The 26,236-nt window shown below is 63.9% G+C and carries 25 protein-coding genes and 1 tRNA gene; 9 read left to right on the top strand and 17 right to left on the bottom strand.

Features of this window, described 5'->3' with window-relative positions; translation table 11 throughout:
• The first annotated feature begins 17 nt into the window (after positions 1-17).
• The 4 genes from AB6Q56_RS01570 (at position 18) to cphA (AB6Q56_RS01555) (ending at position 7,803) form a co-directional block, all read left to right on the top strand.
• Positions 18-2,312 (top strand): ABC transporter transmembrane domain-containing protein, encoded by a 2,295-nt coding sequence (locus AB6Q56_RS01570; protein WP_434515452.1) that lies wholly within the window; start codon positions 18-20, stop codon positions 2,310-2,312.
• A 3-nt stretch (positions 2,313-2,315) separates the two neighbouring features.
• Positions 2,316-2,786: a DUF1854 domain-containing protein gene (locus AB6Q56_RS01565; protein WP_434515451.1), complete on the top strand. Its 471-nt coding sequence runs from the start codon at positions 2,316-2,318 to the stop codon at positions 2,784-2,786.
• Positions 2,787-2,951: 165 nt separating this feature from the next.
• A complete protein-coding gene (gene cphA / locus AB6Q56_RS01560) occupies positions 2,952-5,198 on the top strand; it encodes a cyanophycin synthetase (protein WP_434515450.1) in 2,247 nt (748 codons plus the stop codon).
• Between the two features lie 16 nt (positions 5,199-5,214).
• Positions 5,215-7,803, top strand: coding sequence for a cyanophycin synthetase (cphA, locus tag AB6Q56_RS01555; protein WP_434515449.1), 2,589 nt, complete (start codon positions 5,215-5,217; stop codon positions 7,801-7,803).
• 60 nt (positions 7,804-7,863) lie between these two features.
• On the opposite strand, the gene infA is transcribed toward cphA (AB6Q56_RS01555), so the two are convergent.
• From infA to AB6Q56_RS01505, 10 genes are all read right to left on the bottom strand, one after another.
• Positions 7,864-8,115 carry a translation initiation factor IF-1 gene (gene infA, locus AB6Q56_RS01550; protein ID WP_434515448.1) on the bottom strand — a complete coding sequence of 84 codons (252 nt, stop codon included), beginning with the start codon at positions 8,113-8,115 and terminating at the stop codon, positions 7,864-7,866.
• A gap of 85 nt (positions 8,116-8,200) precedes the next feature.
• Complete coding sequence (locus AB6Q56_RS01545) at positions 8,201-8,404, bottom strand: cold-shock protein (RefSeq protein ID WP_434515447.1); 204 nt, start codon at positions 8,402-8,404, stop codon at positions 8,201-8,203.
• Positions 8,405-8,647: 243 nt separating this feature from the next.
• Positions 8,648-9,127 (bottom strand): siroheme decarboxylase subunit beta, encoded by a 480-nt coding sequence (gene ahbB, locus AB6Q56_RS01540; RefSeq protein ID WP_434515446.1) that lies wholly within the window; start codon positions 9,125-9,127, stop codon positions 8,648-8,650.
• Positions 9,124-9,582, bottom strand: coding sequence for an Lrp/AsnC family transcriptional regulator (locus tag AB6Q56_RS01535; protein WP_434515445.1), 459 nt, complete (start codon positions 9,580-9,582; stop codon positions 9,124-9,126). The genes ahbB (AB6Q56_RS01540) and AB6Q56_RS01535 overlap by 4 nt, the downstream gene beginning before the upstream one ends.
• A complete protein-coding gene (ahbB, locus tag AB6Q56_RS01530) occupies positions 9,575-10,543 on the bottom strand; it encodes a siroheme decarboxylase subunit beta (RefSeq protein WP_434515444.1) in 969 nt (322 codons plus the stop codon). The genes AB6Q56_RS01535 and ahbB (AB6Q56_RS01530) overlap by 8 nt, the downstream gene beginning before the upstream one ends.
• Complete coding sequence (locus AB6Q56_RS01525) at positions 10,543-11,706, bottom strand: cytochrome D1 domain-containing protein (RefSeq protein ID WP_434515443.1); 1,164 nt, start codon at positions 11,704-11,706, stop codon at positions 10,543-10,545. Before AB6Q56_RS01525 ends, ahbB (AB6Q56_RS01530) begins: the two co-directional genes overlap by 1 nt.
• A gap of 17 nt (positions 11,707-11,723) precedes the next feature.
• Positions 11,724-12,041: a c-type cytochrome gene (locus AB6Q56_RS01520; protein WP_434515442.1), complete on the bottom strand. Its 318-nt coding sequence runs from the start codon at positions 12,039-12,041 to the stop codon at positions 11,724-11,726.
• The gene (locus AB6Q56_RS01515) at positions 12,028-12,318 is read right to left on the bottom strand and encodes a plastocyanin/azurin family copper-binding protein (RefSeq protein WP_434515441.1); all 291 of its coding nucleotides are present in this window, start codon (positions 12,316-12,318) and stop codon (positions 12,028-12,030) included. The genes AB6Q56_RS01520 and AB6Q56_RS01515 overlap by 14 nt, the downstream gene beginning before the upstream one ends.
• Before the next feature lie 67 nt (positions 12,319-12,385).
• Entirely contained in the window at positions 12,386-13,219 is an 834-nt protein-coding gene (locus AB6Q56_RS01510) for an ethylbenzene dehydrogenase-related protein (protein ID WP_434515440.1), read from the bottom strand.
• Positions 13,220-13,346: 127 nt separating this feature from the next.
• Positions 13,347-15,032, bottom strand: coding sequence for a cytochrome D1 domain-containing protein (locus AB6Q56_RS01505; RefSeq protein WP_434515439.1), 1,686 nt, complete (start codon positions 15,030-15,032; stop codon positions 13,347-13,349).
• Between the two features lie 262 nt (positions 15,033-15,294).
• Between AB6Q56_RS01505 and cobA the strand changes: the two genes are divergently transcribed.
• From cobA to queA, 4 genes are all read left to right on the top strand, one after another.
• Positions 15,295-16,059 carry a uroporphyrinogen-III C-methyltransferase gene (gene cobA / locus AB6Q56_RS01500; protein WP_434515438.1) on the top strand — a complete coding sequence of 255 codons (765 nt, stop codon included), beginning with the start codon at positions 15,295-15,297 and terminating at the stop codon, positions 16,057-16,059.
• The gene (locus AB6Q56_RS01495) at positions 16,056-16,454 is read left to right on the top strand and encodes a Rap1a/Tai family immunity protein (protein ID WP_434515437.1); all 399 of its coding nucleotides are present in this window, start codon (positions 16,056-16,058) and stop codon (positions 16,452-16,454) included. Before cobA ends, AB6Q56_RS01495 begins: the two co-directional genes overlap by 4 nt.
• 25 nt (positions 16,455-16,479) lie before the next feature.
• Positions 16,480-16,564 (top strand) — tRNA-Leu (locus tag AB6Q56_RS01490).
• 72 nt (positions 16,565-16,636) lie between these two features.
• Complete coding sequence (gene queA / locus AB6Q56_RS01485; RefSeq protein ID WP_434515436.1) at positions 16,637-17,686, top strand: tRNA preQ1(34) S-adenosylmethionine ribosyltransferase-isomerase QueA; 1,050 nt, start codon at positions 16,637-16,639, stop codon at positions 17,684-17,686.
• On the opposite strand, the gene AB6Q56_RS01480 is transcribed toward queA, so the two are convergent.
• The 7 genes from AB6Q56_RS01480 to AB6Q56_RS01450 form a co-directional block, all read right to left on the bottom strand.
• Positions 17,683-18,153, bottom strand: a complete 471-nt coding sequence (locus AB6Q56_RS01480) for a DUF411 domain-containing protein (RefSeq protein ID WP_434515435.1) — start codon at positions 18,151-18,153, stop codon at positions 17,683-17,685. The two genes, queA and AB6Q56_RS01480, sit on opposite strands and share 4 nt — an antisense overlap.
• 22 nt (positions 18,154-18,175) lie before the next feature.
• Complete coding sequence (locus tag AB6Q56_RS01475; RefSeq protein ID WP_434515434.1) at positions 18,176-18,559, bottom strand: hypothetical protein; 384 nt, start codon at positions 18,557-18,559, stop codon at positions 18,176-18,178.
• A gap of 18 nt (positions 18,560-18,577) precedes the next feature.
• The gene (locus tag AB6Q56_RS01470; protein WP_434515433.1) at positions 18,578-21,706 is read right to left on the bottom strand and encodes an efflux RND transporter permease subunit; all 3,129 of its coding nucleotides are present in this window, start codon (positions 21,704-21,706) and stop codon (positions 18,578-18,580) included.
• A gap of 9 nt (positions 21,707-21,715) precedes the next feature.
• Positions 21,716-22,828: an efflux RND transporter periplasmic adaptor subunit gene (locus AB6Q56_RS01465; protein WP_434515432.1), complete on the bottom strand. Its 1,113-nt coding sequence runs from the start codon at positions 22,826-22,828 to the stop codon at positions 21,716-21,718.
• The gene (locus tag AB6Q56_RS01460) at positions 22,825-23,325 is read right to left on the bottom strand and encodes a hypothetical protein (protein ID WP_434515431.1); all 501 of its coding nucleotides are present in this window, start codon (positions 23,323-23,325) and stop codon (positions 22,825-22,827) included. Before AB6Q56_RS01460 ends, AB6Q56_RS01465 begins: the two co-directional genes overlap by 4 nt.
• 11 nt (positions 23,326-23,336) lie before the next feature.
• Positions 23,337-24,539 (bottom strand): TolC family protein, encoded by a 1,203-nt coding sequence (locus AB6Q56_RS01455; RefSeq protein WP_434515430.1) that lies wholly within the window; start codon positions 24,537-24,539, stop codon positions 23,337-23,339.
• A 100-nt stretch (positions 24,540-24,639) separates the two neighbouring features.
• The gene (locus tag AB6Q56_RS01450; RefSeq protein ID WP_434515429.1) at positions 24,640-24,972 is read right to left on the bottom strand and encodes a hypothetical protein; all 333 of its coding nucleotides are present in this window, start codon (positions 24,970-24,972) and stop codon (positions 24,640-24,642) included.
• Positions 24,973-25,109: 137 nt separating this feature from the next.
• On the opposite strand from AB6Q56_RS01450, the gene tgt reads away from it, so the two are divergent.
• On the top strand, positions 25,110-26,219 hold the full coding sequence (gene tgt / locus AB6Q56_RS01445; RefSeq protein WP_434515428.1) for a tRNA guanosine(34) transglycosylase Tgt: 1,110 nt from the start codon (positions 25,110-25,112) through the stop codon (positions 26,217-26,219).
• Positions 26,220-26,236 lie beyond the last annotated feature (17 nt).

Raw genomic sequence — 26,236 nt, 5'->3', positions numbered from 1 at the left:
AGCGGTATACTTTTTTGATGACTTCGAACGTGCAAAGCATTGCCGGCAATGAACCGGCCATCCCGGGTCGCTGGACGACCGACGTGGAATCCCGGCTGGATTCAGGCGAAAAAATTCAGGCCTGCCTGGAAACAGATCTGGACCAAGATTTGAAATTTTCCGACGGGCTGATCGTCATTACCGATCGGCGCCTTCTGGCCTGCCATGCCGGCGGCGGTAACTGGCAGGAATGGCCGCTGCGAGGCGGCCTGAAGCTCGACCACCACGACCACGCCGGCGTCGGCTCGCTGGAACTGATCGACGACAACGGACGCCTCGCCACCTGGCGCTATACGCTGGCCCGCAACCTGGCCGCCTTGCGCGTCATCGCCGAATTCGACCTGCACCGCGACAGCATCGCTTCCGGCAAGCCGGTCGTCCGTCCGAACGAAGAGGCATGCCCGAAGTGCAAGACCCCGCTGCCGCCGGGCGAGGACGAATGCCCGGTCTGCAACCGCGAATCGACCGTCTCTTCGTCGACCTGGACGCTGTTCCGCCTGTGGCGTTTCGCCCGGCCGTATCGCTGGCAGCTGTTCATGGGTTTTGCCCTGACCCTGGCCTCGACCGCCGCGACGCTGGTGCCGCCCTACCTGACCATGCCGCTGATGGACAACGTGCTGATCCCCTTCCAGAACGGCAAGCCGATCGACTGGGAACTGGTCTCGACGTACCTCGGCGGGCTGCTCGGCGCCGCCATCCTGGCCTGGGTCCTGGGCTGGATACGCACCTACATCCTGTCGCTGGTTTCCGAACGTATCGGCCGCGACCTGCGAACGCAGACCTACGAGCACCTGCTTGGCCTGTCGCTGGAATACTTCGGCGGCAAGCGCACCGGCGACCTGATGGCACGCATCGGCAACGAAACCGACCGCATCAACATCTTCCTGTCGCTCGACCTGCTCAACTTCGCCACCGATGTGCTGATGATCACGATGACCGCCGTCATCCTGTTCAGCATCAACCCGTGGCTGGCGCTGGTCACGCTGCTGCCGCTGCCCATCATCGGCTGGCTGATCCATTTCGTGCGCGAGAAGCTGCGCACCGGCTTCGAGAAGATCGACCGCGTGTGGGCCGAGGTGACCAACGTGCTGGCCGATACCATTCCCGGCATCCGCGTCGTCAAGGCCTTCGCCCAGGAAAAGCGCGAGGGCGACCGCTTCCGCGCCGCCAACGAGCACAACCTGCAGATGAACGACAAGCTGAACAAGACCTGGTCGCTGTTCACGCCAACCGTCACCCTGCTCACCGAAGTCGGCCTGCTCGTCGTCTGGGTATTCGGCATCTGGCAGATCGCCAAGGGTGATTCGACGGTCGGCGTGCTCACCGCCTTCCTCGCCTACATCGGCCGCTTCTACACCCGCCTCGACTCGATGAGCCGCATCGTCTCGGCCACCCAGCGCGCCGCATCGAGCACCAAGCGCATCTTCGACATCCTCGACCACGTTTCCAGCGTGCCCGAACCGACCAAGCCGGTACATCTGTCCGGCGTCAAAGGCCAGATCGAGCTCAAGAAGGCCGGCTTCCGCTACGGCACGCGGGCCGTCACCAAGGACGTCGACCTCGTCATCCAGCCGGGCGAGATGATCGGCCTGGTCGGCCACTCCGGCTCGGGCAAATCGACGCTGGTCAACCTGATCTGCCGCTTCTACGACGTCTCCGAAGGCCAGGTGCTGATCGACGGTACCGACGTACGCTCGGTACCGGTCGCCGAATTCCGCCAGCACATCGGCCTGGTGCTGCAGGAGCCCTTCCTGTTCTTCGGCACCATCGCCGACAACATCGCCTACGGCAAGCCGAACGCGACGCGCCAGGAAATCGTCGCCGCCGCCCGCGCCGCGCACGCCCACGAATTCATCCTGCGCCTGCCGCACGGCTACGACTCGCTGGTCGGCGAGCGCGGCCAGGGCCTGTCCGGCGGCGAACGCCAGCGCATCTCGATCGCCCGCGCCCTGTTGATCGACCCGCGCATCCTGATCCTCGACGAGGCCACTTCGGCGGTCGACACCGAGACCGAGAAGGAAATCCAGAAGGCGCTCGACAACCTGGTCAAGGGCCGTACCACCATCGCCATCGCCCACCGCCTGTCCACACTGCGCAAGGCCGACCGCCTGGTCGTCATGGATCGCGGCAAGATTGTCGAGATCGGCAACCACGATCAGTTGATGGAAGCCGAAGGTCACTACCACAAGCTGTACATGGCGCAGGCCCGCAACGTCGATACCGAGGACACGCTGCCGCGAGCGCCCGAACTTCCCAAAGCCCACGCGGAATAAACCATGGCCAACGTCAATTTCCAACTGTATTGCGACAACTTCGGCCGCCTGGTCCTCACCGATGCCCAAGGCGTCCGCCATGAAGGCGTCACCCCGGTACGTGCTTTCCCGATCGCGGCCCCTGACGAAGGCCTGTCGCTGATCAATTTCGAAGGCCACGAGGTCGGCTGGGTCGACCATATCGCCGACCTGCCGCCGGGCATGCGCGAGATCGTCGAAGCCGACCTGCGCAGCCGCGAGTTCGTGCCGGAGATTGAGCGCATCATCGGCGTCTCGGGTTTCGCCTGCCCGAGCACGTGGCAGGTGCAGACCAACCGCGGCCAGGCCGAACTTGTCCTCAAGGGAGAAGAAGACATCCGCCGCCTGTCGCAGACGCGCCTGCTGATCGCCGACGCCAACGGCATCCAGTTTCTGGTCCGCGACCTGACGACGCTCGACAAGCACAGCCGCAAGCTGCTCGACCGCTTCCTGTAGCGGCCTGCTTCGCCATTAGCGCAATAGACCACTGCCCGCCGTGTAACAGCCTGTGCAGAAGTGTGACAATTTTGCACGGGTGTCAGCCGCAAACGGCGTGAAAGCGTTAATAATGTCGAAATAACCTCGTGATCATTGCCGGGCCCACCGGCCAAAGCAGAACACATGAAAAAAAGACAAGACATCGTTTTCAAGGACTCGATCTCGCTCAAGGGGCCGAGCATCTGGACCTACCCGCCGTGCATCGAGACCTGGGTCGACATCGGCGAACTCGAGGACTACCCCTCGGACAAGATTCCCGGCCTCTACGAGCGCCTCGAGGCCTGGTTGCCCGGGCTGATCGAGCACCGCTGCAATTACGATGTCCGTGGCGGGTTCCTGCAGCGCCTCAAGGAAGGCACGTGGACCGGCCACATCCTCGAACACGTCGTGCTTGAATTGATGACCGTTGCCGGCCTGCCCGATGGTTTCGGCCGCACCCGCGAAACAACGACGCGCGGCGTCTATAAGCTGGTGGTCAGCAACTTCCACGAGGAATGCACCCGACTGGCGCTGGACATCGGCCGCGAACTGCTGCTCGCCGCCATCCACGACGACCCGTTCGATGTCGCCGAAGCGATCCGACCACTACGCCGCAAGGTCGACCGCAAGTACCTCGGCCCATCGACCGCCGCCATCGTCAATGCCGCCGAAGCACGCAAGATTCCGCACATCCGCCTACTCGACGACGGCAACCTCGTCCAGCTCGGCTACGGCGCCGCGATGCGCCGCATCTGGACTGCCGAAACAGACAGCACCAGCGCCATCGCCGAAACCATTTCACGCGACAAGGACCTGACCAAGGAACTCATTTCCTCGGTCGGCGTGCCGGTCCCCGAAGGCCGCGAAGTGGACGATGCCGACGATGCCGTCGATGCCGCCGAGGACATCGGCTACCCGGTCGTCGTCAAGCCGACCGACGGCAACCACGGACGCGGCGTGTTCATCGACCTGACCACCGCCGACGATGTCCGCAAGGCTTACGCCATCGCCGTCGAGGAAGGTTCCGGCGTGCTCGTCGAGCGTTCCATCCAGGGCATCGAGCACCGCCTGCTGGTGATCGGCGGCAAGCTGATTGCCGCCAACCGCAGCGACCTGATCACGGTTGCCGGCGACGGCAAGCAGACCGTCCAGGAACTGATCGACACGCAGATCAATACCGATCCGCGCCGCGGCTCGACCGAGTTGCACCCCCTGTCGATCATCCGAATCGACACCGCCGCGCAGATGGAGCTGGATCGCCAGAAGCTGACAGCAAGCAGCGTTCCGGCCGCCGGCCGCGAGGTGCTGATCCAGCGCAACGCCAACCACGCATTCGACTGTACCGACGAAGTCCACCCCGATACCGCCGCAATTGCTTCGCTGGCCGCCCGCGTCGTCGGCCTCGACATCGCCGGCATCGACCTCGTCTGCCAGGATATCGCCAAGCCGCTGGCCGCGCAGGGCGGCGCCATCGTCGAAGTGAACGCCGGCCCCAGCCTGCTCATGCACATCAAGCCCGGCGTCGGCAAACCGCGCCCGGTCGGCCAGGCGATTGTCGACAACCTCTTCTCCACCAGCCAGACCGGCCGCATTCCGCTGGTCGGCGTCTCCGGCACGCACGGCAAGACCGCAGTCGCCAAGCTGGTCGCCCACCTGCTCTACCTGTCCGGCGCCCACACCGGGCTGGCCTGCAGTGATGGCCTGTTCCAGAATCGCCGCCAGGTGCAGAAGACCGATGCCGCCAACTGGTCGGCCGGCCGCCGCCTGCTGCTGAACCGCGCCATCGACGCTGCCGTGATCGAGAATGGCCCTGAGGTGATTCTCGGCCAGGGCCTGGCCTACGACCGCTGTTCGGTGGGCGTCGTCACCAACATCGCTTCCGACGACGAAGACCTGTCGCGCTGGAACGTACAACCGACTGGTGGCGAGTATTACACGACGCCACGCTCCATCTACCGCACTCAGGTCGATGTCGTTCTTCCTTCCGGCTACGCCGTCCTCAACGCTGCCGATCCGTTGGTCGCCGACTTTGCCGAACTCTGCGACGGAGAAGTCATCTTCTTTACCGCCGACCCGTCCTGCCTGAAGCTCGCCGAGCATTTCGCCGCCGGCAAGCGTGGCGTCACCGTCGCCGACGGGCGCATCATCCTGCGCACGGGTGGCGACGAGATTCGCATCTGCCGCCTTGGTGACGTACCGACCATCGGCAAGGCCAAGAAGGCCGAGGACATCGCCAATGTACTGGCTGCCGTGGCAGCAGGCTGGGCGCTCGGCCTGACCCAGGAAGTCATCGCCACCGGCGTCAAGACCTACGGACTCGACCTGCCGGAACCGGAAGCCCTGCTGCCCATCCAGGCCAAGAAGCCGCTGCCGGCGGCCCTGAAGAAATAACAAGGAACATCGCGTCATGGACGTTTCCCGCATTCGTGCCCTGCGCGGCCCCAACCTGTGGAGCCGCCACACCGCCATCCAGGCCATCGCCAACTGCGAAGGCGCCGAAGTCGCCATCGCCGACCTGCCCGGCTTTGAAGTTCGCCTGCGCGAGCGCTTTCCGGAACTCGGCGACCTGATCCCCTCCGACCATCTCGACACCGTGTCGATGGCCCATGCCCTGGAATTCTGCGCACTGGGCCTGCAGGCCCAGGCCGGTTGCCCGGTCACCTTCAGCCGGACGACGCAGACCGTGGACCAAGGCGTCTATCAGGTCGTCGTCGAGTATTCGGAAGAGGATGTCGGCCGCCTGGCGTTTAAATACGCTGAAAAGCTCTGTCTGGCCGCGCTCAACGATACACCCTTCGATCTCGATAGCGTGTTGAAGGAACTGCGCGACCTCGACGAGGATATCCGCCTTGGCCCTTCTACCGGCGCCATCGTCTCGGCCGCTGTCGCTCGCGGCATCCCCTTCCGTCGGCTGACGCAGGGCAGCCTCGTCCAGTTTGGCTGGGGCAGCAAGCAGAAGCGCATCCAGGCCGCCGAAACCAGCTTCACCAGCGCCATCGCAGAATCGATCGCGCAGGACAAGGAACTGACCAAGAACCTGTTGCATGCTTCCGGTGTCGCCGTGCCTTTCGGCCGCCCGGTCGAAGACGAAGACGATGCCTGGGCAGCCGCCCAGGAAGTCGGCCTACCGGTGGTCGTCAAGCCGCAGGATGGCAACCAGGGCAAGGGCATCTCGGTCAACCTGACCAGCGAGGAACAGGTACGCAAGGCTTACCGCGTCGCCATCGAGTTCCGCGACGACATCATGGTCGAAAAATACCTGCCGGGCCACGACTGGCGCCTGCTGGTCATCGGCGACAAGCTGATCGCCGCCGCCCGGCGCGACCCGCCACTGGTCATCGGCGATGGCAAACACACCGTTCGCGAACTCGTCGATATCGTGAATAGCGATCCGCGCCGCTCGGACGGCCACGCCACCTCGTTGACCAAGATCCGCTTCGACGAAATCGCCATCGCCCGCCTGGCCGAGCAGGGTTATACCGCCGAGACCATTCCGCAACGCGGTGCCCGCGTCATCCTGCGCAACAACGCCAACCTCTCCACCGGCGGCACGGCAACCGATGTCACCGACGACGTGCATCCCGACCTCGCCGCCGCCGCCGTCGCGGCAGCGCAGACCGTCGGCCTCGACATCGCCGGCATCGATGTCGTCTGCGACACCATCCTCAAGCCGCTGGAAGACCAGGGCGGCGGCATCGTCGAAGTCAACGCCGCCCCCGGCCTGCGCATGCACCTCGACCCCTCCTTCGGCAAGGGACGCGATGTCGGCAAGGCCATCGTCGACATGATGTTCCCCAACGGCCCCGATGGAAAACCCGATAACGCCCGCATTCCCATCGTCGCCATCGCCGGCACCAACGGCAAGACAACGACCAGCCGCCTGATCGGCCGCATCTTCGAAGCCAACGGCCAGCGCGTCGGCATGACCAGCACCGACGGCGTCTACATCGAAGGCCGGCAGATCGACAACGGCGACTGCTCCGGCCCGCGCAGTGCCCGCAACGTGCTGATGCATCCGGACGTCGACGCCGCGGTGTTCGAAACGGCGCGTGGCGGCGTGCTACGCGAAGGCCTCGGCTTCGACATGTGCGATGTCGCCGTGGTCACCAACATCGGCATCGGCGACCACCTTGGCCTCAACTACATCACCACGGTGGATGAGTTGGCCGTGGTCAAGCGCGTCATCGTCGAAAACGTGGCACCGCACGGCATGGCTGTCCTCAATGCAGCCGACCCGCAGGTAGCCCGGATGGCCGCCCATTGCCCGGGCAACATCATCTTCTTTGCCCGCGACAAGGCCAATCCGGTACTGGCAACCCACAAGGCGCAGAACAAACGCGTCGTCTATGCCAACGACGAGGGCATCGTCTGCCAGGAAGGCCGCAAGAGCTATCGCATTCCGTTCTCCGCCATTCCGCTGACCCGCAACGGCAGCATCGGATTCCAGGTCGAGAATGCGATGGCAGCGACCGCCACCGGCTGGGCGCTGGGGCTGGACTGGGCGGTGATCGAGAAGGCGCTGGCCGGCTTCGTTAGCGATGCCGCCACTGCACCGGGCCGCTTCAACGTCTTCGACTACAGGGGTGCCACGCTGATTGCCGACTACGGCCATAACCCGGATGCCATGCAGGCGCTGGTCCAGGCGGTCGAAGGCATGCCGGCAGTGCGCCGCTCGGTGGTCATTAGCGGCGCTGGCGACCGCCGCGACGAAGACATCCGTCAGCAAACCGAGATTCTCGGCAATGCCTTCGATGATGCCATTCTTTATCAGGATGCCTGCCAGCGCGGCCGCGAGGACGGCGAGGTTGTCGCCCTGTTGCGCGATGGCCTGAAAGGTGCCAAGCGCACCAAGCGCATTGACGAAATTACCGGTGAATTCAATGCCATCGACTTGGCCCTGGAACGCCTGCAGCCGGGCGACCTCTGCCTGGTCCTGATCGATCAGGTCGAAGAAGCGCTGGCGCATATCACCCAGCGCATCGTCGAAACGGCTTGATCCGCCCCCAAGGAAAACAAAAAGCCCGGCAAATGCCGGGCTTTTTGTTTTTCATCAAACCTACCTGGCGCGAGGCGGCGGCGGTGTGCGCCCCTCGATGTGGCGGAAGGTGATGCGTCCCTTGCTCATGTCGTACGGTGACAGTTCGAGGGTAACCTTGTCGCCGGCCAGAATCCGGATGTGGTGCTTGCGCATCTTGCCAGCCGTATACGCAACCAAGGTATGGCCGTTATCCAGCGTGACGAGAAAGCGGGAATCAGGCATGACGTCGGAGACGACGCCTTGCATCTCAAGCAGTTCTTCTTTGGCCATGGCGGCCTCCATTCAGTGAATGAGGCGACCCGACGAAAGCCGGGCCACGGAGGAATGCGGACGCCGAACGGGCCCGCGCCAACGATCAGGCAGCCTGGATATTGCTGGCCTGCTTGCCCTTCGGGCCGGTGGTCACGTCAAAGCTTACGCGCTGCCCTTCGGCCAGGGTCTTGAAACCTTGCGACTGAATGGCCGAGAAATGCGCGAACAGGTCTTCACCGCCGCCATCCGGGGTGATGAAGCCAAAACCTTTGGAATCGTTGAACCACTTGACAGTACCTTGTGCCATATCTTGAATCTCCGAGTAAATTACGGGGCATAGCCCCTTGGGTGGGGCGAGATCAAGACGGCGAGGTAAGAATGGGGGAATGGCGCCGCAGAAAATACGGTAACTAAACCAACGAGACAACTACACTACTTGAAATTCGCTGCAGTGCACAATACGCACTATCCGGGTGGATGGCAAACAAATTCGGACATCACCCCCGAAATAGCACCCAAACTGCTTTCCATCCCGCCGGATTAGCCCGACTCAGGCACCAATACGCAAACCGGTTTTTTTCAGGATGCGCGTCGAATACAGGATATCGCTGCTTCGGCAGGCGGCACCGAGCAAGGCCTGAATATCCTGGGCCTTGGCCGCGCATTCGTCCCGCGAACTGCCATGCACCATGGCAAAAAGATTGTAGGGCCAGGCCGGCAAAGAACGCGGCCGGCGATAGCAATGCGTCACGAAGGGCAACGACCCGACCAGGCCGCCCAGACGATCGATTTCCGCATCGTCGACATCCCAGACCGTCATGCCGTTGGCAGTCCAGCCGATGGCGTAGTGATTGGGCACCGCACCGATCCGCCGGATCAGCCCCTGCGCGAGCATTCTTCCAAGCCGTTCGCTGACCTCGCTGGCCGAAATACCCAAGCCTTCTCCCAGCGCACGATATGGCTCGCTAACCAGCGGCAGGCCGCCTTGCGTGGCAACAATCAGCGCTCGATCGATGTCGTCGCCGATCATACCCGGGTCTCCAGCTGCATCTGCACGAAGTATTCCTTTTCCTTGGGAAAGGCATGAACTGGAAGACCGGTATCGGCCTCGATCTGCGCAATGGCTTCGGCAATCCCCTCCGGCTTCTCGGTCGCCAGCACGAACCACATGTTGAGCAGGTGTTCGCGCCGATAGTTGTGCGCCACCTGCGGCAAGGCATTGACCTGGGCGGCGACCGTCTCATAGCGCTCTTCGGGGACGGCCAGCGCCGCCAGAACGAAGGCGCCGCCCATCCGCTCGATCTGGAACATCGGACCGAAGCGTGTCAGCACCTTGTCGTCAAGCATCCGCTTCAGGCGCGCCAGCAGGTCGGCCTCGACTACGCCCAGGCGCTGGGCGACCTCGGCGTAGGGGCGCTCGCTCAGCGGAAAGTCGCCCTGCAGGGTATCGATGATGGCCCGGTCAATGGCATCGAGTTCAGGCATAACGCGCCCCGTTCTGCTTGAAGCGGGTGAGCGAGAAGAGAATCTCGTGCGCGCAATCATCGAGACCATGTCGCTGACGCAAGCCGGCAATGATGGCCTCGACTTCATCGCGCGCCTTGCCGTGGATCATGCAGAACAGGTTGTATGGCCAATCCGGCAGGCAGCGCGGCCGGCGATAGCACAGCGTCACCGCCGGCTCGTCGGCCAGGGCACGCCCCAGGGCATTAACCCGGTCATCGGGAATGTCGTGCACAAGCATGGCGTTGGCCCGGAAACCGAGTTCGTGATGACGGACGACGACGCCGAAACGTTTGATCGCCCCCTCCTCCAGCCAACTCTTGATACGGCCCAGCACGTCGCTTTCGGAACAACCGATGCGACTGGCGATTAACTGGAAGGGCCGAATGAACATCGGCAGCCCCTCCTGCAGAACGGAAATCAGACGGCGCTCGATCTCACCGATCGGCTGCACGGGGGTTACCGGCAAGACCGCCACTTCGCGCTTGCGCCTGTCGCCATCGAGCGAGAAACCCAGGTCGATGTGGAACTCTTCCAGCAAGGGCAAGGGCATCAGGCGATAGCCGGCAGCCTGCTCGATGGCGCCCAGCGTCGCCTGCAGGCGCCCCTCGCTGGCTGCCGTCACGACAAACCAGAGGTTGTAGCGATGCTCGCGCTCGTAGTTGTGGTTGACCTCCGGAAAACGGTTGACCGCTGCCGCCACCGCCGCCAGTTTTTCAGGCGGCACGGCCATCGCAGCCAGCGTCGAGGCACCGATCCGCTTGGGCGCGAAAACCGCGCCGACCCGGGAGATTTTCCCTTCCCGGCGCAGGTTGTCGAGACGCCCGAGCACCACCTTTTCGGCAACGCCCAAGCGCGACGCCAGTTCGGCGAAGGGGGCCGGACAGAGCGGGAAGTCGCGCTGGAAGTCGTTCAGCAGATGAAAGTCGAGCGTATCGTCCATCAGAAGCCAATGCGCACGGCGCGCGAAGTGAAGAAGATGCCGGAGGGGCTATCCGCCGGAATTTCACCCAGCTTGGCGAAACTCTCGGTGTTGTAGATCACGACCTTGTTGTCGTCGCGTGCCGATAGCCAGACATTCTCTCCGCGCGGGGCAAACTCCATGTGCAGGATGCCCTTGCCCGGCTCCATGTTGTGCACGACCTTGCCCGCCAGCGTATCGATGACATCGATCTTGCCGTTGTCCGGGAAGGCGAAGTTAACCCAGATCTGCCGCCCATCGGGGCGCGCCATCACGAAGACCGGCTGGCCGCGTACCGGAATACGCCCCACTTCCTTCCAGGTACCCACATCGACGACCAGCACTTCGTGCCGCCCGATCGCCGGCAGGTAGGCCTTGCCCTGCGCCACGGACCAGCCGCGCAGGTGCGGCATCTTGAATACGGGCAGCTTTTCCTCGCCGCGACCGTATTTTTCGAGAATCTTGCGGGCGCCCTTTTCCGGCTGCCAGAGGTCGAGCATGGCGACACCATCCTCGCCGAACAGGCCGGCCAGGAAATAGCGACCATCGGGGGTCACCAGGCCATCGTAGGGTTGGTTACCGGCCGGGAAGCGCCGTGTGACCGGTTGCCTCGGATCGCTGAAATCGGTGACCCGGATTTCGCCCCCCTCGAACAAGGCGTAGGCAAATTTGTTGCCCGCCGTGTCGGCCAATCCGACGACCTTGGAAAACTGTCCCGGCGCGTATTCGGCCGGCACCTCGGAGAGCAACTCAAGCGTTTCCGCATCGAAGGCCTTGATTCCACCGGGTGCGTAGTTCTGGGCCACGACGATACGGCCATCCTGCGAGATCGAACCGCCGATGGCATTGCCCGACTGGATGACGCGCTTGACGATTTTCGCTTCGAGCAGATCAATCTTGGTCAGCCCGCCATCGCGCCCGAAAATGAAGGCATAACGACCGTCGCGCGAATAGACGGCGGAGGCATGGGATAGATCGCCCAAGCCGGCGATACGGGCATAGGGCTGGCGCGTGGAGGTGTTGACCAAGGTGACATGGCCGCTCGAACGCTCGATGATCAGCCCCAGATCGCCGGTACCACGCAGTTGTGGCCCAGCGCAGGCAGAAAGCAGGAAAAGGAGGAACAGACTCAGCAACAGGCGCATGGTTATCTCACAGGGACTTATTCAGGGAAGGTAGTCATCAGTTTATTGACGATCCAGGCGGCTTCGGCTTCCGACATGAACTGCTTCCATGGCGGCATGGGTGTTCCCGGACGACCGTAGTAGATCGTTGCCGTCAATCCCTCGGCAGGCTTGTCACGCAACGTCTCCGGCAGCAAGGGAGGACCGAGTCCGCCTTTGAAGGTCATTCCGTGACAGGAGCCGCAATCCTGGCGCACCAGATGCACCAGCTCCTTCTGGCGTGCCGCATCGGGCTCGGCTCCCCAGGAGGCGCACGATAGGGCGAGCAAGACGAGCCCCAGTTTATTCGGAGACAACGACACTCCCTTTCATTTCCGGATGCGGCCCGCAATGATAGTCGTAGCGACCAGGCTTGTCGAAACGGCGCGTCCAGCTCTCTTCCGGGAACAGGCGCTCGGATTCGAGGCTGTTTTCGGCCGGAAAAAGGATGGAATGACTGGTTCGTTTCTCGCGATTCGTCCACCGGACGCTATCGCCGACGCCGATACGAACCTCGGCCGGCTCGAAACGATAGCCTTCGATTTTCACGTCAGCCGTTTGCGCGATTGCCGATGAAAAAAGGAGTGCCAGCACAGCCAGCACTCCCCCGTGACAGAAGCACCCGGATCGCAACGTCAGTCTTCCGGATGGCACGCTCATCTCACTGCTTGGCAGCCTTCACGTCGCCGTCGGCACCGAGACCGATGGTGTGACCGAAGGATACGTGGTGGAAACGGCCAGCGGCATTGTCGGCGTGGATGGCGATACCGAAAGGCACGGCCTTGCCCGGAGCAAGAACGGCGTTACCAGCCAGCTTGCGGGTAAAGGTGACGGTGTAGGTATCGCCCGCCTTGGCGCCTTCGGCCGTGGCACCGGCCTTGCCGCCTTCCATGTTGCGCTTGTCGGCGACGAAACCGTCAACCGATTTGCCGCTGCTCTTCCACTGCATCAAATCCATGGCGCCGGCGGCCACATGCTTGGTCTTGTCCTTTCCCTTCGGCATGCCCTTGACATCTTCATGGCAAGCGGACCAGCAGCCTGCCTGATCGGCCAACGGTACCTTGTCGTTCGGGAACATGACGGTCGCCTTGACCTCGTTGTCCTTGTCCGAATGATCGAAGCCACCGGCTGGCGCCTTGAAGGTCAGGCGGACGTAGAGGTTGCTCGCATCGTAGGCGGCCTGCACGGTAACAGGATAGGTCAGCGTCTTCGGGGCGCCCTTCGGCTCCAGTTCCTTGCTTCCCAAGCGCTTGGTATCCAGGCTGAGCTTGCCATCCTCGACGTGGCAACCGGCACAGGTTTCACCCTTTTTCAGGCCGCTGGCCCCGCTATGTTCGCCCTTGCCTTGAACCCATTCCATCGGCGTGGCGCCCGGGTGGAAAACGTGAATCGTGCTCTTGCCGACCTTGGCCCAGTCCGGGGCGGCGATCGCGGCTTGCGAACCCAGGGCCATGAAGGCACCGGCGACTGCCAGGGAAACGAAATGCTTGTTCATCGTGGTCATCTCCACAAAAGTGATACGAATTCGGCTTATTCAAAACGGCTTCGTTCTGTGCTGCTTCATATGCTACGGGGGCTTGCGCCCCCGTAGCTTTGCCTCAAATCAAACAATCAACAGCCGATCAATAGATGTCGTGCTGGGTGTTGTAGACGTTGAACTTGCCGGTCGGCGTGATCATCTTCGGATCGGTGATGACCTTCTTGACCTTCAGCGTAGCATCATCATAGACCACCACGGCAGACTGGTCGGTCTTGCCGCCCCACAGGGAGATCCAGACTTCCTTGCCGTCCGCCGAGTATTCCGGATGGACAGCGCGCTTGACGGCCTTGGTCGGCGGCAGGCCGGAATCCTTGGCGACGTTCAGGATGGCCTTCGGCTTGGACAGATCGGCCATATCCCAGACGGCAACCGATTCAGCCAGATCCTTGTCCGGGTTCTGCGGAGCGTCGGCCCAGAAGTGCTTGGACTTCGGATGGGTCTTGACGAACAGGTTGCCCGGAACGTGCTTCATTTCCTGGACGACCTTCCAGTTGTACTCCTTGTACTTGGCAAACTTCTTGTCGTCGGACGGCGTCGAGATCAGGGTCACGACATCGGCACCAAGGTGACCCGTCGCCCAGACCGGACCGAACTTCGGATGGACGAAGTTGGCGCCGCGCCCCGGGTGCGGGATCTTGGCGGTATCGACCAGCGCGGCCAGCTTGCCTGTCTTGGTATCGACCGCAGCGATCTTGTTGGAGGCATTCGCTGCCACCAGGAAGTAGCGCTTGGAAGCATCCCAGCCGCCGTCATGCAGGAACTTGGCGGAACCGACGGTAGTCGTCTTCAGGTTTTCGATGTCGGAGTAATCGACCAGCAGGATCTGGCCGGTTTCCTTGATGTTGATGACCCATTCCGGCTTGATGAACGAAGCGACGATGGATGCAACGCGCGGTTCCGGATGGTATTCGCCATCGACGGTCATGCCGCGGGTCGAAACGACCTTGCGCGGCTTCAGGGTATCGCCGTCCATGATCACGAACTGGGGCGGCCAGTAGGAGCCGGCGACCGCGTACTTGTCTTCGAAGCCCTTGAACTTGGAGGTATCGACCGAGCGGGCGTCGAAGCCGATCTTGACTTCAGCCACGACGGCCGGTTTTTCCATCCACAGGTCGATCAGGCTCAGGCGACCATCGCGACCGATGACGTACACATAGCGACCGGAGGCGGAGAGGCGGGAAATGTGAACCGCGTAGCCAGTCTTGACGATGGAGCGGATTTCCTTGGTATCACCATCGATCAGGGCAACTTCACCGGTGTCACGCAGGGTGACCGAGAACATGTTGTTCAGGTTGAAGTTGTTCATCTGCTTCTTCGGACGCTGGTCGACCGGAACGATGACCTTCCAGGAATCCATGGTGTCCTTGAAGCTGTACTCCGGCGGAACGTCCGGGGTGTTCTGGATGTACTTCGACATCAGGCTGATTTCTTCCTTGGTCAGGATGTCGTCGAAGTTCACCATGCCGCCATCGGTACCGTAGCCGATGATCTTTTCCAGACGCTGCTGACCCAGCTTGAGGGTGCCGCCTTCGGTAACGTTACCGTCCTTGTCCTTCTTGGACCAGTGCGGCTCGAGATTCTTGCCGGTGGCGCCCTTGCGCAGCACGCCGTGGCAGCCGGCACAACGTTCAAAGTAAATCTTCTTGGCCTGTTCCTTCTCGGCTGCCGTCATTGCCGGGGCGGCCTTGGCGGCCTCCTGAGCAAAGGCGGAACCCATGGCGGCAGCCATGGCGGTCAATGCAAGCATCCCCACTACAGATTTTTTCATCTTTCCTCTCCTAGAACGAAAACGGGTCGCGTCCATAAATCCCCAAAACGCGATGTCCGCTAGGTTGCGCTTCAGCGCTTTCCCCATCCTTGATACTCATCAATCTTTTTCCCATAAGAAATTCTTTATATTCAAAGACAAATAGTTCTCATGAACTAGTTAACTACACCTTTTGAACTATATTTTCTCAATTCCTTGATCCACGCTATTGGCAGGCACGAACGAGCGCATTAGGATGCCCGCCCAAAGGAAGAGAGAAACCATGAATAATTCGTCACAATTGCAAGGTGGGAAAGTCTGGCTGATAGGTGCCGGGCCAGGCGACCCCGATCTCCTGACCATCAAGGCTGCGCGCCTTATTGCGCTGGCCGATGCCATCGTCTACGACCACCTGGTCGGCAACGGCATCATGGATCTGGCCCGCTCCGACGCCCGCATCATCTACGCCGGGAAGGAGTCCTCCAAGCACACCATGCCGCAGGGTGACATCAACCAGTTGCTGGTCACCCTCGCCCGCGAAGGCTTGTCCGTCGTCCGTCTCAAGGGAGGCGACCCCTTCATTTTCGGGCGTGGCGGCGAAGAACTGGAAACCCTGGTCGCTTCCGACATTCCCTTCGAGGTCGTACCCGGCGTCACCGCGGCTGCCGGCTGTGCCGCCTATTCCGGCTTTCCGCTGACACACCGCGATCATGCGCAGGCCGTCACCTTCGTAACCGGCCACCTCAAGGACGGTACGGTCAACCTCGACTGGCCAGCCCTCGCCCGGCCCAACCAGACGGTGGTTTTCTACATGGGCATAGGCGCTGCCGAGGAAATCTGCAAGCAGATGATCAATCACGGCCTGCCCTCGATGACACCGGCGGCGGTCATCCGTAACGGCACCCAGGCTGACCAGAAGACCGTACTGGCGACGCTGGGCACCCTGCCGCATCGCCTCGCCGAGTCCGGCATCAAGCCGCCGGCCTTGATCGTGGTGGGCAGTGTCGTCGGACTGCACGAAAAACTCAGCTGGTTCGAGAAGCGATGAAATACCTGTTATTGCTGGCCGCGCTGTTTTCAGTCTCCGCGCACGCCTACACGCCGGACGAGTTACGCGGCGACTGTCAGGCCGCCGAGGAGCTGTATGCCAAACAGAAGAACAGCGACCCCCTCCAATCGATACGCAGCGCCCGCTGCATTGCCTACGTCGCCGGCTTTGCCGACGGCTATGCAGTCAGCGACTATCTGGCCGGTCAGGTCGGCATGAAACTCAACGCCATCTGCCTGCCCAACGACCCGGATTTGTCGATGCGTCTCGTCCGCGCCGTCGTCATTCATGTCGAGCGCGTGCCGCCGAACACCACGATGAGCACCGCAACGCTGGTTGCCGGCGCGCTGGCAAAAGCTTTCCCATGTACGGAATCGCTTGAATCGAAGAAGTGATTCAGGGATAATCCGGCCTCCACTCGCCCCGGTGGCGGAATCGGTAGACGCAGCGGATTCAAAATCCGCCGCCGAAAGGTGTGCCAGTTCGAGTCTGGCCCGGGGCACCAGTTTCAAGACAAAGCGGCTTTCCTCCAGGAAGGCCGTTTTTGTTTGTTCTTCCCGATTGATTGGATCGCGCCATGTCGATGACCGTCGACGACTTCGACTTCCACCTCCCTCCCGAGTTGATCGCCCAGCACCCCGCCGCCGAGCGCACGGGCAGCCGCCTGCTGCACGTCAACGGGGCAACGCATGTCGACCGGCGCTTTACCGACCTGCCCTCGCTCCTGCGTGCGGGCGACCTGCTCGTGTTCAACGACACCCGCGTCATCAAGGCACGTTTCTTTGGCGTCAAGGAAAGCGGCGGGCGCGTGGAAATCATGCTCGAACGGATTGTCGATGCGACGCACGCCATTTGCCAGATACGCGCCAGCAAAGCACCCAAGGCGGGCGGCAAGCTGATCCTGGCCGATGCGTTCAGCGTCACGGTGACCGGCCGGGCCGGGGCCGGCGATGACTTTTTCGCGCTGGAACTCAATGACGCCGGCGACTTCTGGGAACTGGCCGAGCAATACGGCAAGCTGCCCCTACCGCCCTACATCGAGCACCCGGCCGAAGGCGCCGACGAAACGCGTTACCAGACCGTCTATGCCCGCGAACCCGGGGCGGTCGCCGCTCCCACCGCCGGCCTGCACTTTGACGAAGCCATGCTGGAAACCTTGCGCCAACAGGGCGTGAACACCGCCTTCCTGACGCTGCACGTCGGCGCCGGCACCTATCGCCCGATGCGCGTCGAGAAGATTGCCGACCACCAGATGCACAGCGAGCGCTTCGAGATTCCCGCAGCCACAGCAGAGGCCGTGGCCGCCACCCGTGCGGCGGGCGGGCGGGTCATCGCCGTCGGCACGACCAGCCTGCGCGCCCTTGAATCGGCCGGCAATCCCGACGGCACGGTGCGCGTTGGCGGGGCCGAAACCGACATTTTCATCACGCCAGGCTACCGTTTCCAGGTGGTCGACCGGCTGATCACCAATTTCCACCTGCCGAAATCGACGCTGATGATGCTGGTCTCGGCCTTTGCCGGCTACGACGCCATTCGTGCCGCCTACGCCCATGCCGTGGCCGAGCGCTACCGTTTTTTCAGCTACGGCGACGCGATGTTGCTCGAACGCACCGGCCAACCCGGTTAACGATAGCTGCCAAAGACCGCTGCCTTGCCGTCGCGGCGCACCAGCAGCACATCGTAGGGATCGCGCCGGCCGCCATAGGCCGGCCCGTCCATGCCCGGTGAGCCGACCGGCATGCCGGGCACAGCCAGGCCGATAGCCTGCGGTTTCTCGGCCAGCAGACGGCGGATGTCGGCCGCCGGCACATGACCTTCGAGCAGGTAATCCCCGACGCGGGCGGTGTGACAGGAGGCATAACGATCGGGCATACCCAGCTTGCGCCGGGCGCCATCGAGGTCGCCGACCTCATTGGCCTGCACGGCGAAGCCCTCGCGTTCGAGATGGGCGATCCAGTCCTTGCAACAGCCGCAGTAAGGGCTTTTCCAGACCTCGACCCGCGGTTTGGCCGGGGCCGCCCAAACGGGAAGGGTGGCGGCAGCGAGCACGGACAGCAACAGGCGACGGCGCGCCAACAGCGGTGATTTCATCATCTTTCCTTTCATCACAGTCGGATCACGGCGCCACGGCACGCGCCTGCAGCGGCTTGCGGCCCGGCCATTCGACGAGAATCAGCAGCTTGGCTCCGCTGGGCAGGCTGCCCGCCCCTTCCAGACGGTTCGGCGCCACCGGGGTGAGCGCCACCTCGCTCTTGGCGCTGCCGGCGAGCACGGTCAGCTTGCCCTTGGCGCCGGCCATATCGACCGGGGCACCGTGGCTGGAGGCATGAACGACGACCTTGTTGCCCTGGCCGACAATTTCGAACTGCGCCTCGCCCGCCTCGGCAACAACGCCACCGAACTGGGGCTTGCCATGCTCGGCGTGGGCATGGGCGGGCAGCGATGCGACATTGAGCGCCAGCAGGGCTGCGACGACGGTCAAGCGGATTTTTTGGCTCATTTGCAAATCTCCTTGCGGTTAGAACGCTTCATGGGAAGCCTGCTGGACCAGTCTCTCAGCCGGTTTTCGGCCGAACAACCAGAACAGGGCGGGGGTTACGAAGGTATCAAGCAGGGTTGAACTGATCAGCCCGGAAAAGATCACCACGGCCACCGGATGCAGGATCTCGGTGCCCGGCTGCTCGGCCTCGAAGAGCAGCGGCGCCAGCGCGAAGGCGGCGACCAGCGCGGTCATCAGCACCGGCGTCAGGCGTTCCAGCGAGCCACGCACGATCATCGGCACGCCGAAGGTCTCGCCCTCGAAGCGCATCAGGTTCAGGTAGTGGCTGATCTTGAGGATGCCGTTGCGGGTGGCGATGCCGGCCAACGTGATGAAGCCGATCAGCGCCGCGACCGACAGCGGCTGCCCGGACAGCCACAGGCCGATGACGCTGCCGACCAGCGCCAGCGGCACGTTGGCCATGATCAGCGCGGCCAGCAGGGCCGAGCGGTAGCGGCTGAAGAGCACCATGAAGATCAGTGCCGTAGAGCCCAGCGCGAGCACAGCGATCAGGCGAGCCGCCTCCTCCTGTGCCTGGAACTGGCCGCCGAGGGTGATGAAATAGCCTTCCGGCAACGGGAATTGGGCAACCGCCGCACGCAGGTCGGCGACCACGTCAGACAGGGCCCGTCCCTGGGCGTTGGCCGAGATGACGATGCGCCGCCGGCCTTCATCGCGCGTGATCTGGTTCGGCCCGTCGGCATCCTCGATGCTCGCCAATTTGGCAAGGGGCACGCGCCCGGCCGGGGTCTCGACCAGCAGGTTGGCCAGCCCATCGAGCGAGCGCGCCGGCTCAGGGAGGCGGACGACCAGGTCGAAGCGGCGGTTGCCCTCGACGATCTGCGTCACCTTCTCGCCATCGACCAAGGTCTGCAACGTGCGCGTCAGTTGTGCCGTCGAGATGCCATAGCGCGCCGCCGCGTCGAAATCGACGCGCACCTTGATCTGCGGCGCCAGTACCTGCTTTTCGATCTCGAGGTCGGCCAGCCCCGGTATCTTCGCCAACCGCGCGCGCAGCAGGCCGGCCTGGGCGCGCAGCGTGTCGAGATCTTCGCCGACGATCTTGATGGCAATCTGCGCCCGCACGCCGGACAGCATGTGGTCGATACGGTGGGCGATCGGCTGGCCGAGGCTGAGGCTGGCCGGCAGCTCTTTCAGGCGCTGGCGAATCTCCGCATAGACCGCCTCCTTGGGTCGCCCGCCCGGCTTGAGCTTGATCTCGAACTCGGTGACATGGACGCCCTCGGCATGCTCGTCGAGTTCGGCCCGGCCGGTGCGCCGGCCCATGTGCTCGATCTCGGGCAGGCCGCGCAGCGCCTGCTCGGCCGCCGTGGCGACGCGAATCGACTCGGACAGCGTGGCGCCCGGATTGAGGCGCAAGCCGAGGGTGATCGAGCCTTCGTTGAACGGCGGCAGGAAGGTGGTCGGAAAGAACGGCACCGCCAGCGTCGCCAGCACGACGGCGACGCCGGCGGCGACGACGGGCAGGCGCGGCGCCGCGAGCACCCGCTCCAGCGCCTGCCGGTAGGCGGCCTTGAGCCGGAGGACCAGCCGCGTTTCGCCGTGATCGTGGCGCACCAGCGCCGGCAGCAGATAGCTCGACAGCACCGGCGTCACCAGCACCGACACCGCCAGCGAGGCCAGGATGGCGACGATATAGGCGATGCCGAGCGGCACGAACAGCCGCCCCTCGATACCGGGCAGGGCAAACAGCGGGACGAAGACCAGCGCGATGATCAGCGTCGCATAGACAATGGCGGTGCGTACCTCCAGCGACGCGGCGATCACCGTCGCGCGCACCGAGTACGGCTGGCCGCTGGCCGCCTTTTCGCGCAGGCGGCGCAGGATGTTCTCGACATCGACGACGGCATCGTCCACCAGCTCGCCGATGGCGATGGCCAGACCGCCCAGGGTCATGGTGTTGATTGACAGCCCGAACCACTTGAAGACCAGCACCGCCGTCAGGATGGAAAGCGGAATCGCCGTCAGCGAAATCAGCATCGTCCGCAGGTTGCCGAGGAAGAAGAACAGCACGCCGGCGACGAAGCAGGCAGCCATCAGCAGCTTGAGCTGCAGGTTGCCGAGCGAGGCCTCGATGAAGTCGGCCTGGCGGAAGATCACCTGCGGCGCGCTCAGGCCCGCCGGCACGCTGCTTTTGAGATCGGCCAGCGCCGCCTCGATGCGCCGGGTGAGGTCGACGGTATCGGCCGTCGGCTGCTTCTGGATACTCAGAATCACCGCCGGGCTGCCCTCGCGGCCGTCGTCGAAGCCGCCGTCGCCACGCTTGATCGCCGCCGCGAAGCCGACATCGGCCACCTGGCGCAACAGGATCGGCTGGTTGCCGGATACGGTCGGGCGCGCCGTGATCGCCAGGTTCTTCAAATCCTCCAGACGCGCGCTGCGACCGAGGTGACGGATCAGGTATTCGCGCCCGTTCAGTTCGAGAAAACCGCCCGACGTATTGGCGGCGAAGCCACGCACCGCCGCCTCGATCTGGTCGAGTCCGATGCCCAGCTCCATCATCCGCCGCGTATCGGGCTGCACCTGGAATTGGCGAACCTCGCCGCCGATCGGGATGACTTGCGAGACGCCGGAAATCGCCATCAGGCGCGGCCGCAGCACCCAGTCTGCGTACTCGCGTGCCGCCTTGGGGTCGGCCCCGTCACCACGGATGGGGATGGCGACAAGCATGATCTCGCCCATGATCGACGACACCGGCCCCATGCGCGGCACGCTGCCCGGCGGCAATGCCGAGTTCATTGCCGACAGTCGCTCGGTCACCATCTGCCGGGCGCGATAGACATCGACATTCCAGTCGAAGGTGAGGTAAACAAAGGACAGGCCGGCGCTGGAAATCGAGCGCACGGTGGCGATGCCCGGCAGGCCGCTCATTGCTGTTTCGAGCGGAAAGCTGATCAACTGCTCGACCTCCTCGGGCGCCATGCCGCCGGCCTCGGTCATCACCGTCACCGTCGGCTTGTTGAGATCGGGAAAGACATCCACCGGCAGGCGCGTCGCCTGCACAGCCCCCCAGATCATCAACGCGGTCGCCGCCACCAGCACGAATAGCCGGCTGCCCAGACTTTTTTCGACAAGCCACTGAAACATGCCGTGCTCCTAACGAATCTGCGCGATCAGGCTGGCGCCCTGGACGACGACCCGGTCGCCCGGCTCCAGGCCACCCGTGACCAGCACCCGCAGCCCGTCCAGCGGCTCGCTGCGGATCGTCCGCGCCGCAAAACGCTCCGGCGCCGTCTTCACCCAGAGAATCACCTGATTCGCCGTGTTGCGTGCCAAGGCCGCTGCCGGCAACGGCAGGCCGGATACTGTTGCCTTGAGCTGCACCTGAACCTTGACCGGCTGCCCGAGCGGCAGGGCCAGACCGGCCCCTGCGGCGTGGTTTTCGAAGATCAGCGGCAGGGCCTGTTCGCGCAGACGGCGCGGCGCGCCGACGAAAGCCAACGGCACCGAGCGACCGGCGACGGCTACCGTTGCCGCCGCTACCTCGCCGAGCGGAACCGACTCGAAGGCCGTCGCCTCGATATGCAGGCTGTCCGGATCGATGACCTCAAAAATCAGCTCCTTCGGCTCGACCACCTGCCCGACCACCGCATTGCTCGCTGCCAGCACTCCGCCGACCGGCGCCACCAGCGCCTCGCGCCCGGATAGGCCACCACCGACCGCCGCCATGCGCCCCTTCAGACTGGCCACCTCGCTCTCGGCGGCATCGATGTCCTTTTTCGGCACCGTATCGGCCAGTTCGTTGAGGCGGGCCAGCCGCCGCTCGGCCAGGCCCAGGGCAGCCTTCAGCTCGGCGAGCAAGGCCGCCTGGTTGGAACGCTCGATGGCGCCGGAAGCCGGCACCACCCAGGCCAGGATGTCGCCCTTCTTCACCCGGCTGCCTGCCGCCGGCAAGCCGTGCGCCCCGGCCGGTTCGATGCGGCCGGGAATCATCGCCTGCACGCGCCCGCCCAGATGCGGGTCCATGATCACGCGCCCCGGCAATTCCAGCGTTTTGGGCAGCGTTTCCGGCTGCACCTTGAGCGTCAGCACGCCCATGCCGCGCTGCGCCGGCTTGGGCACGAAAACCGTGCCGTCCGGCAGACGCTGCGGGGTGTCACCCAGCGGGCGGGCGCTTTTCTTTTCGTCGGCGTGGTCATGGCCTTCGTGCGCCACCGCCACGACATGAAGACCGGCCAGGAAGGCCAGCGCGAATAGCTGCTTTTTCATTGCGCCCCCCCCTGCGTCCGGCGACGCAGCCGCCAGACAAGCAATCCGCCCGCACCGAGGGCCAGCGCCAGCCAGCCCGCCGGCTGCCAGGCCAGCGCCGCCGACATGCCCTCTTCCGGCGCCTGGACATGCAGATCGCCACTCAGCAGATCGCTGTCGCCCCCGGCAACCAAGGTCAAGGCCACGGCATATTCGCCGGGGCGACGCAGCGGCTGCAGCCACTTTTCGTCGGCCACCCAGTAGTCGCCACGCTCCGGGCGGAAATGCGCCTTGACCGAACTGCCGCCAACCTCCAACTCCAGTTCGGCATTGAGCACCGGCGCGTTGCTCTCGGCGCGATCGACATACCAGCTCATGCCCTCGGGCATGATTCGCCCCACTGCTTCGAAATGCTCGCTTTCGGCCACGACGACCGACATCGGCGGCACCTCGCCGGCCGTCACGGCAGCCGACAGCAGCAGCCCCGCGAAAACCGTCATTGATCGTATAAGAATCATGTTGATCTTCCTCATTCCGGCAACAGGCCAAGACTCTGGCGCAGTTGCGAAATACCCTGTCCCAGGGCGATACGGGCACGCCCGAGGGCACGCTCCGCTTCAAATGCTTCGGCTTCGATACGCAACCGCGCCGGGAGATCGGTTTCGCCCAGGCGGAAGGATTTCTCGTAATAGCCGCGATTTTCGCGTGCCAGCCGGGCACGCTCCTCGGCGGCCGCCAGTTGCTGGCGTGCCGCCGCGACCTGCCGGCGGCCGGCGTCGGCCTCCCGCGCCAACCGCTCGCGCAGGCGCTCCAGCTCCACCGAGGCTTCGATGGCCTCGGCATTCGCCGTGGCCACCCGGGCATCGTGACGCGGGCCATCGCCGAACGGAATCCGCAAGGACAGCGCCCAGGTCTGGTCGGCGCGCTCGCCGTCGGCCGCACGGTCGCGCCGCGTCGACACGGCCAGCTCCGGGTTGCTGCGCGACTGTACGCGTGCCAGCTCGGCATTGCGGCGAGCCAGTTCGGAGCGCCCCTGCCACTCGCGCAACAGCGGATGCGCTTCGCCGGCTTGTGCCGGTACCGTCTCGTGTTGCCAGCCCGTCGCCACGGCCGGCGCACCGGTCAGGCTTTCCAGGCGGTAACGGGCCAGCGCCTCGGCGGCGTCGGTCTCCGCCTGCTGGGCGCGGACCAGCGACAGCACGCCTTCGGCCTGATTAAGATCGGCCCGCGACAGGTCGCCGGCCGCGAAACGGCGGGCGACGTCATCACGCAGGCGGGTCGCCGCGCCAAGGCGGTCGGCGGCAAGCGCGACTTCATTCTGCTGGGCTTGCCAGCCCCACCAGGCGTCACGAACGAGCTGCGCCAATTGCAGGCGCAAGCTGTCGGCCCGCCCGGCCAGTGCCGTTCCCTCTGCCTCGGCAGCGGCACGCGCGCCGCTGCGTTCGCCAGGCAGCCAGAGCGGCAGCACCAAGCCGAGATCGTTCTCAAGGGCACCGCGATTGCGATTGAACTGGTCGCTGCGCACGCCCAGTTCCAGGCTCGGGGCCGCCGCCGTCAACGCCGACGCTGCCCCGAGGCGGCCGTCGACGGCGCGTTGACGCTCGCCCAGCGCGGCAGCTGCCGGCTGGCGTTGCCAGGCCTCGGCAAAAGCCTTGGCCAACGACGTTTCGCCATGCGCCGGCAGGGCCAGGCTGAACGTCAGGGTAATTGCGATGCAAAAAGCGCTTCGCATGGGATTTCCTCCGGTTGCAATGGAACAACCGGCGGCATGCCGCACCGGCCCGTCAGGGCCTCAAACAGGAATAGGAAGTGTCAGGACAAGCCGCCGCGACTCAGGCGGCAGCCTTGGGCGGGCGTTCCAGCCCGTCGGGAATACGCGAGGCGAAACGATCGGCCCGACCGTCCAACGCGAACGAATCGGCCGTCGCCATGACTGCCAGCCCCGACGCCGCCAGGCCTGCCGGCAGATGTCCAAGAATGTGGCCGGGGCAGCAATGGTGCGCCTGATCGTCGCAAGCCGCCTGATCGTCGTGTACGGCAGCGGTAGCATGCCCGTCATGCCCGGAATGTTCATCGTCCCCGACCGATAATGCGCCGTGTTCGTGCGGCGCCGTGGCATCGAGCAGTTCCCAGCCGAAACTCGGCGAGAAAACGGTCGATAGCATGACCAAACGGTCGATAGCATGACCAGCAACAACAGGCGGGAAATCAGGCGTTTGAACATGGGAATTCGAAGAATGAACGCGCAAACTATACAATCTCGCACCGCACAAGCAAATAGCTGTTACAAAAAGCCCACACGATGCAATTCGAACTCCTGAAAACCGATGGCGCCGCCCGCCGGGGCACGCTGACCCTCAACCACGGCGTTGTCCAGACTCCCGTCTTCATGCCGGTCGGCACCTACGGCACGGTCAAGGCGATGACGCCGCAATCGCTGAACGACATCGGCGCCCAGATCTGCCTCGGCAACACCTTCCACCTGTGGCTGCGGCCGGGGCTGGATGTCGTCCAGGCGCACCGGGGCCTGCACGATTTCATGAACTGGCAAAAGCCCATCCTCACCGATTCGGGTGGCTTCCAGGTCTTTTCGCTCGGCGCCCTGCGCAAGATCACCGAGGAAGGCGTCAAGTTCAGCTCGCCGCACGACGGCGCCAAGCTCTTCCTGTCGCCGGAAATCTCGATGCAGATCCAGCACGTGCTGAATTCCGACATCGTGATGATCTTCGACGAATGCACGCCCTACCCGGCGACCCGCGACGAGGCGGCGAAATCGATGCGCCTGTCGATGCGCTGGGCACAGCGTTCGCGTGACGAGCACAACAAACTGGAAAACAGCAATGCCCTGTTCGGCATCATTCAGGGCGGCATGTACGAAGACCTGCGCGACGAGTCGCTGGCCGGACTGGACAATATCGGCTTCGACGGCATGGCCATCGGCGGCCTGTCTGTGGGCGAACCCAAGGAAGACATGGCGCGCATCCTCGAACACGTCGCCCCCAGGATGCCAGCCCACAAGCCGCGCTACCTGATGGGCGTCGGCACGCCGGAAGACCTGGTCTTCGCCGTCAAACGCGGCATCGACATGTTCGACTGCGTGATGCCGACGCGCAATGCCCGCAACGGCCACCTGTTCACCCGCTTCGGCGACATCAAGATCAAGAACGCTCGGTTCAAGACCGATACCGGCCCTCTCGATCCGTCTTGCTCGTGCTACACCTGCACCCAGTTCAGCCGCGCCTACCTGCACCACCTCTTCCGCTGCGGCGAGATCCTCGGCGGCATGCTGAACACCATCCACAACCTGCATTTCTATCAGGTGATCATGGCCGAGATGCGCACCGCCATCGAGGCCGGCACACTCGATGCATGGTCGCTCGCCTTTGCCCGCGACCGATCCTCGGGCCGGTGATAGAATCCTTCGTTTCG

This window comes from Dechloromonas sp. ARDL1 (assembly GCF_051122455.1).
Classification (GTDB): domain Bacteria; phylum Pseudomonadota; class Gammaproteobacteria; order Burkholderiales; family Rhodocyclaceae; genus Azonexus.
This window is presented reverse-complemented; position numbering and strand designations above follow the sequence as displayed.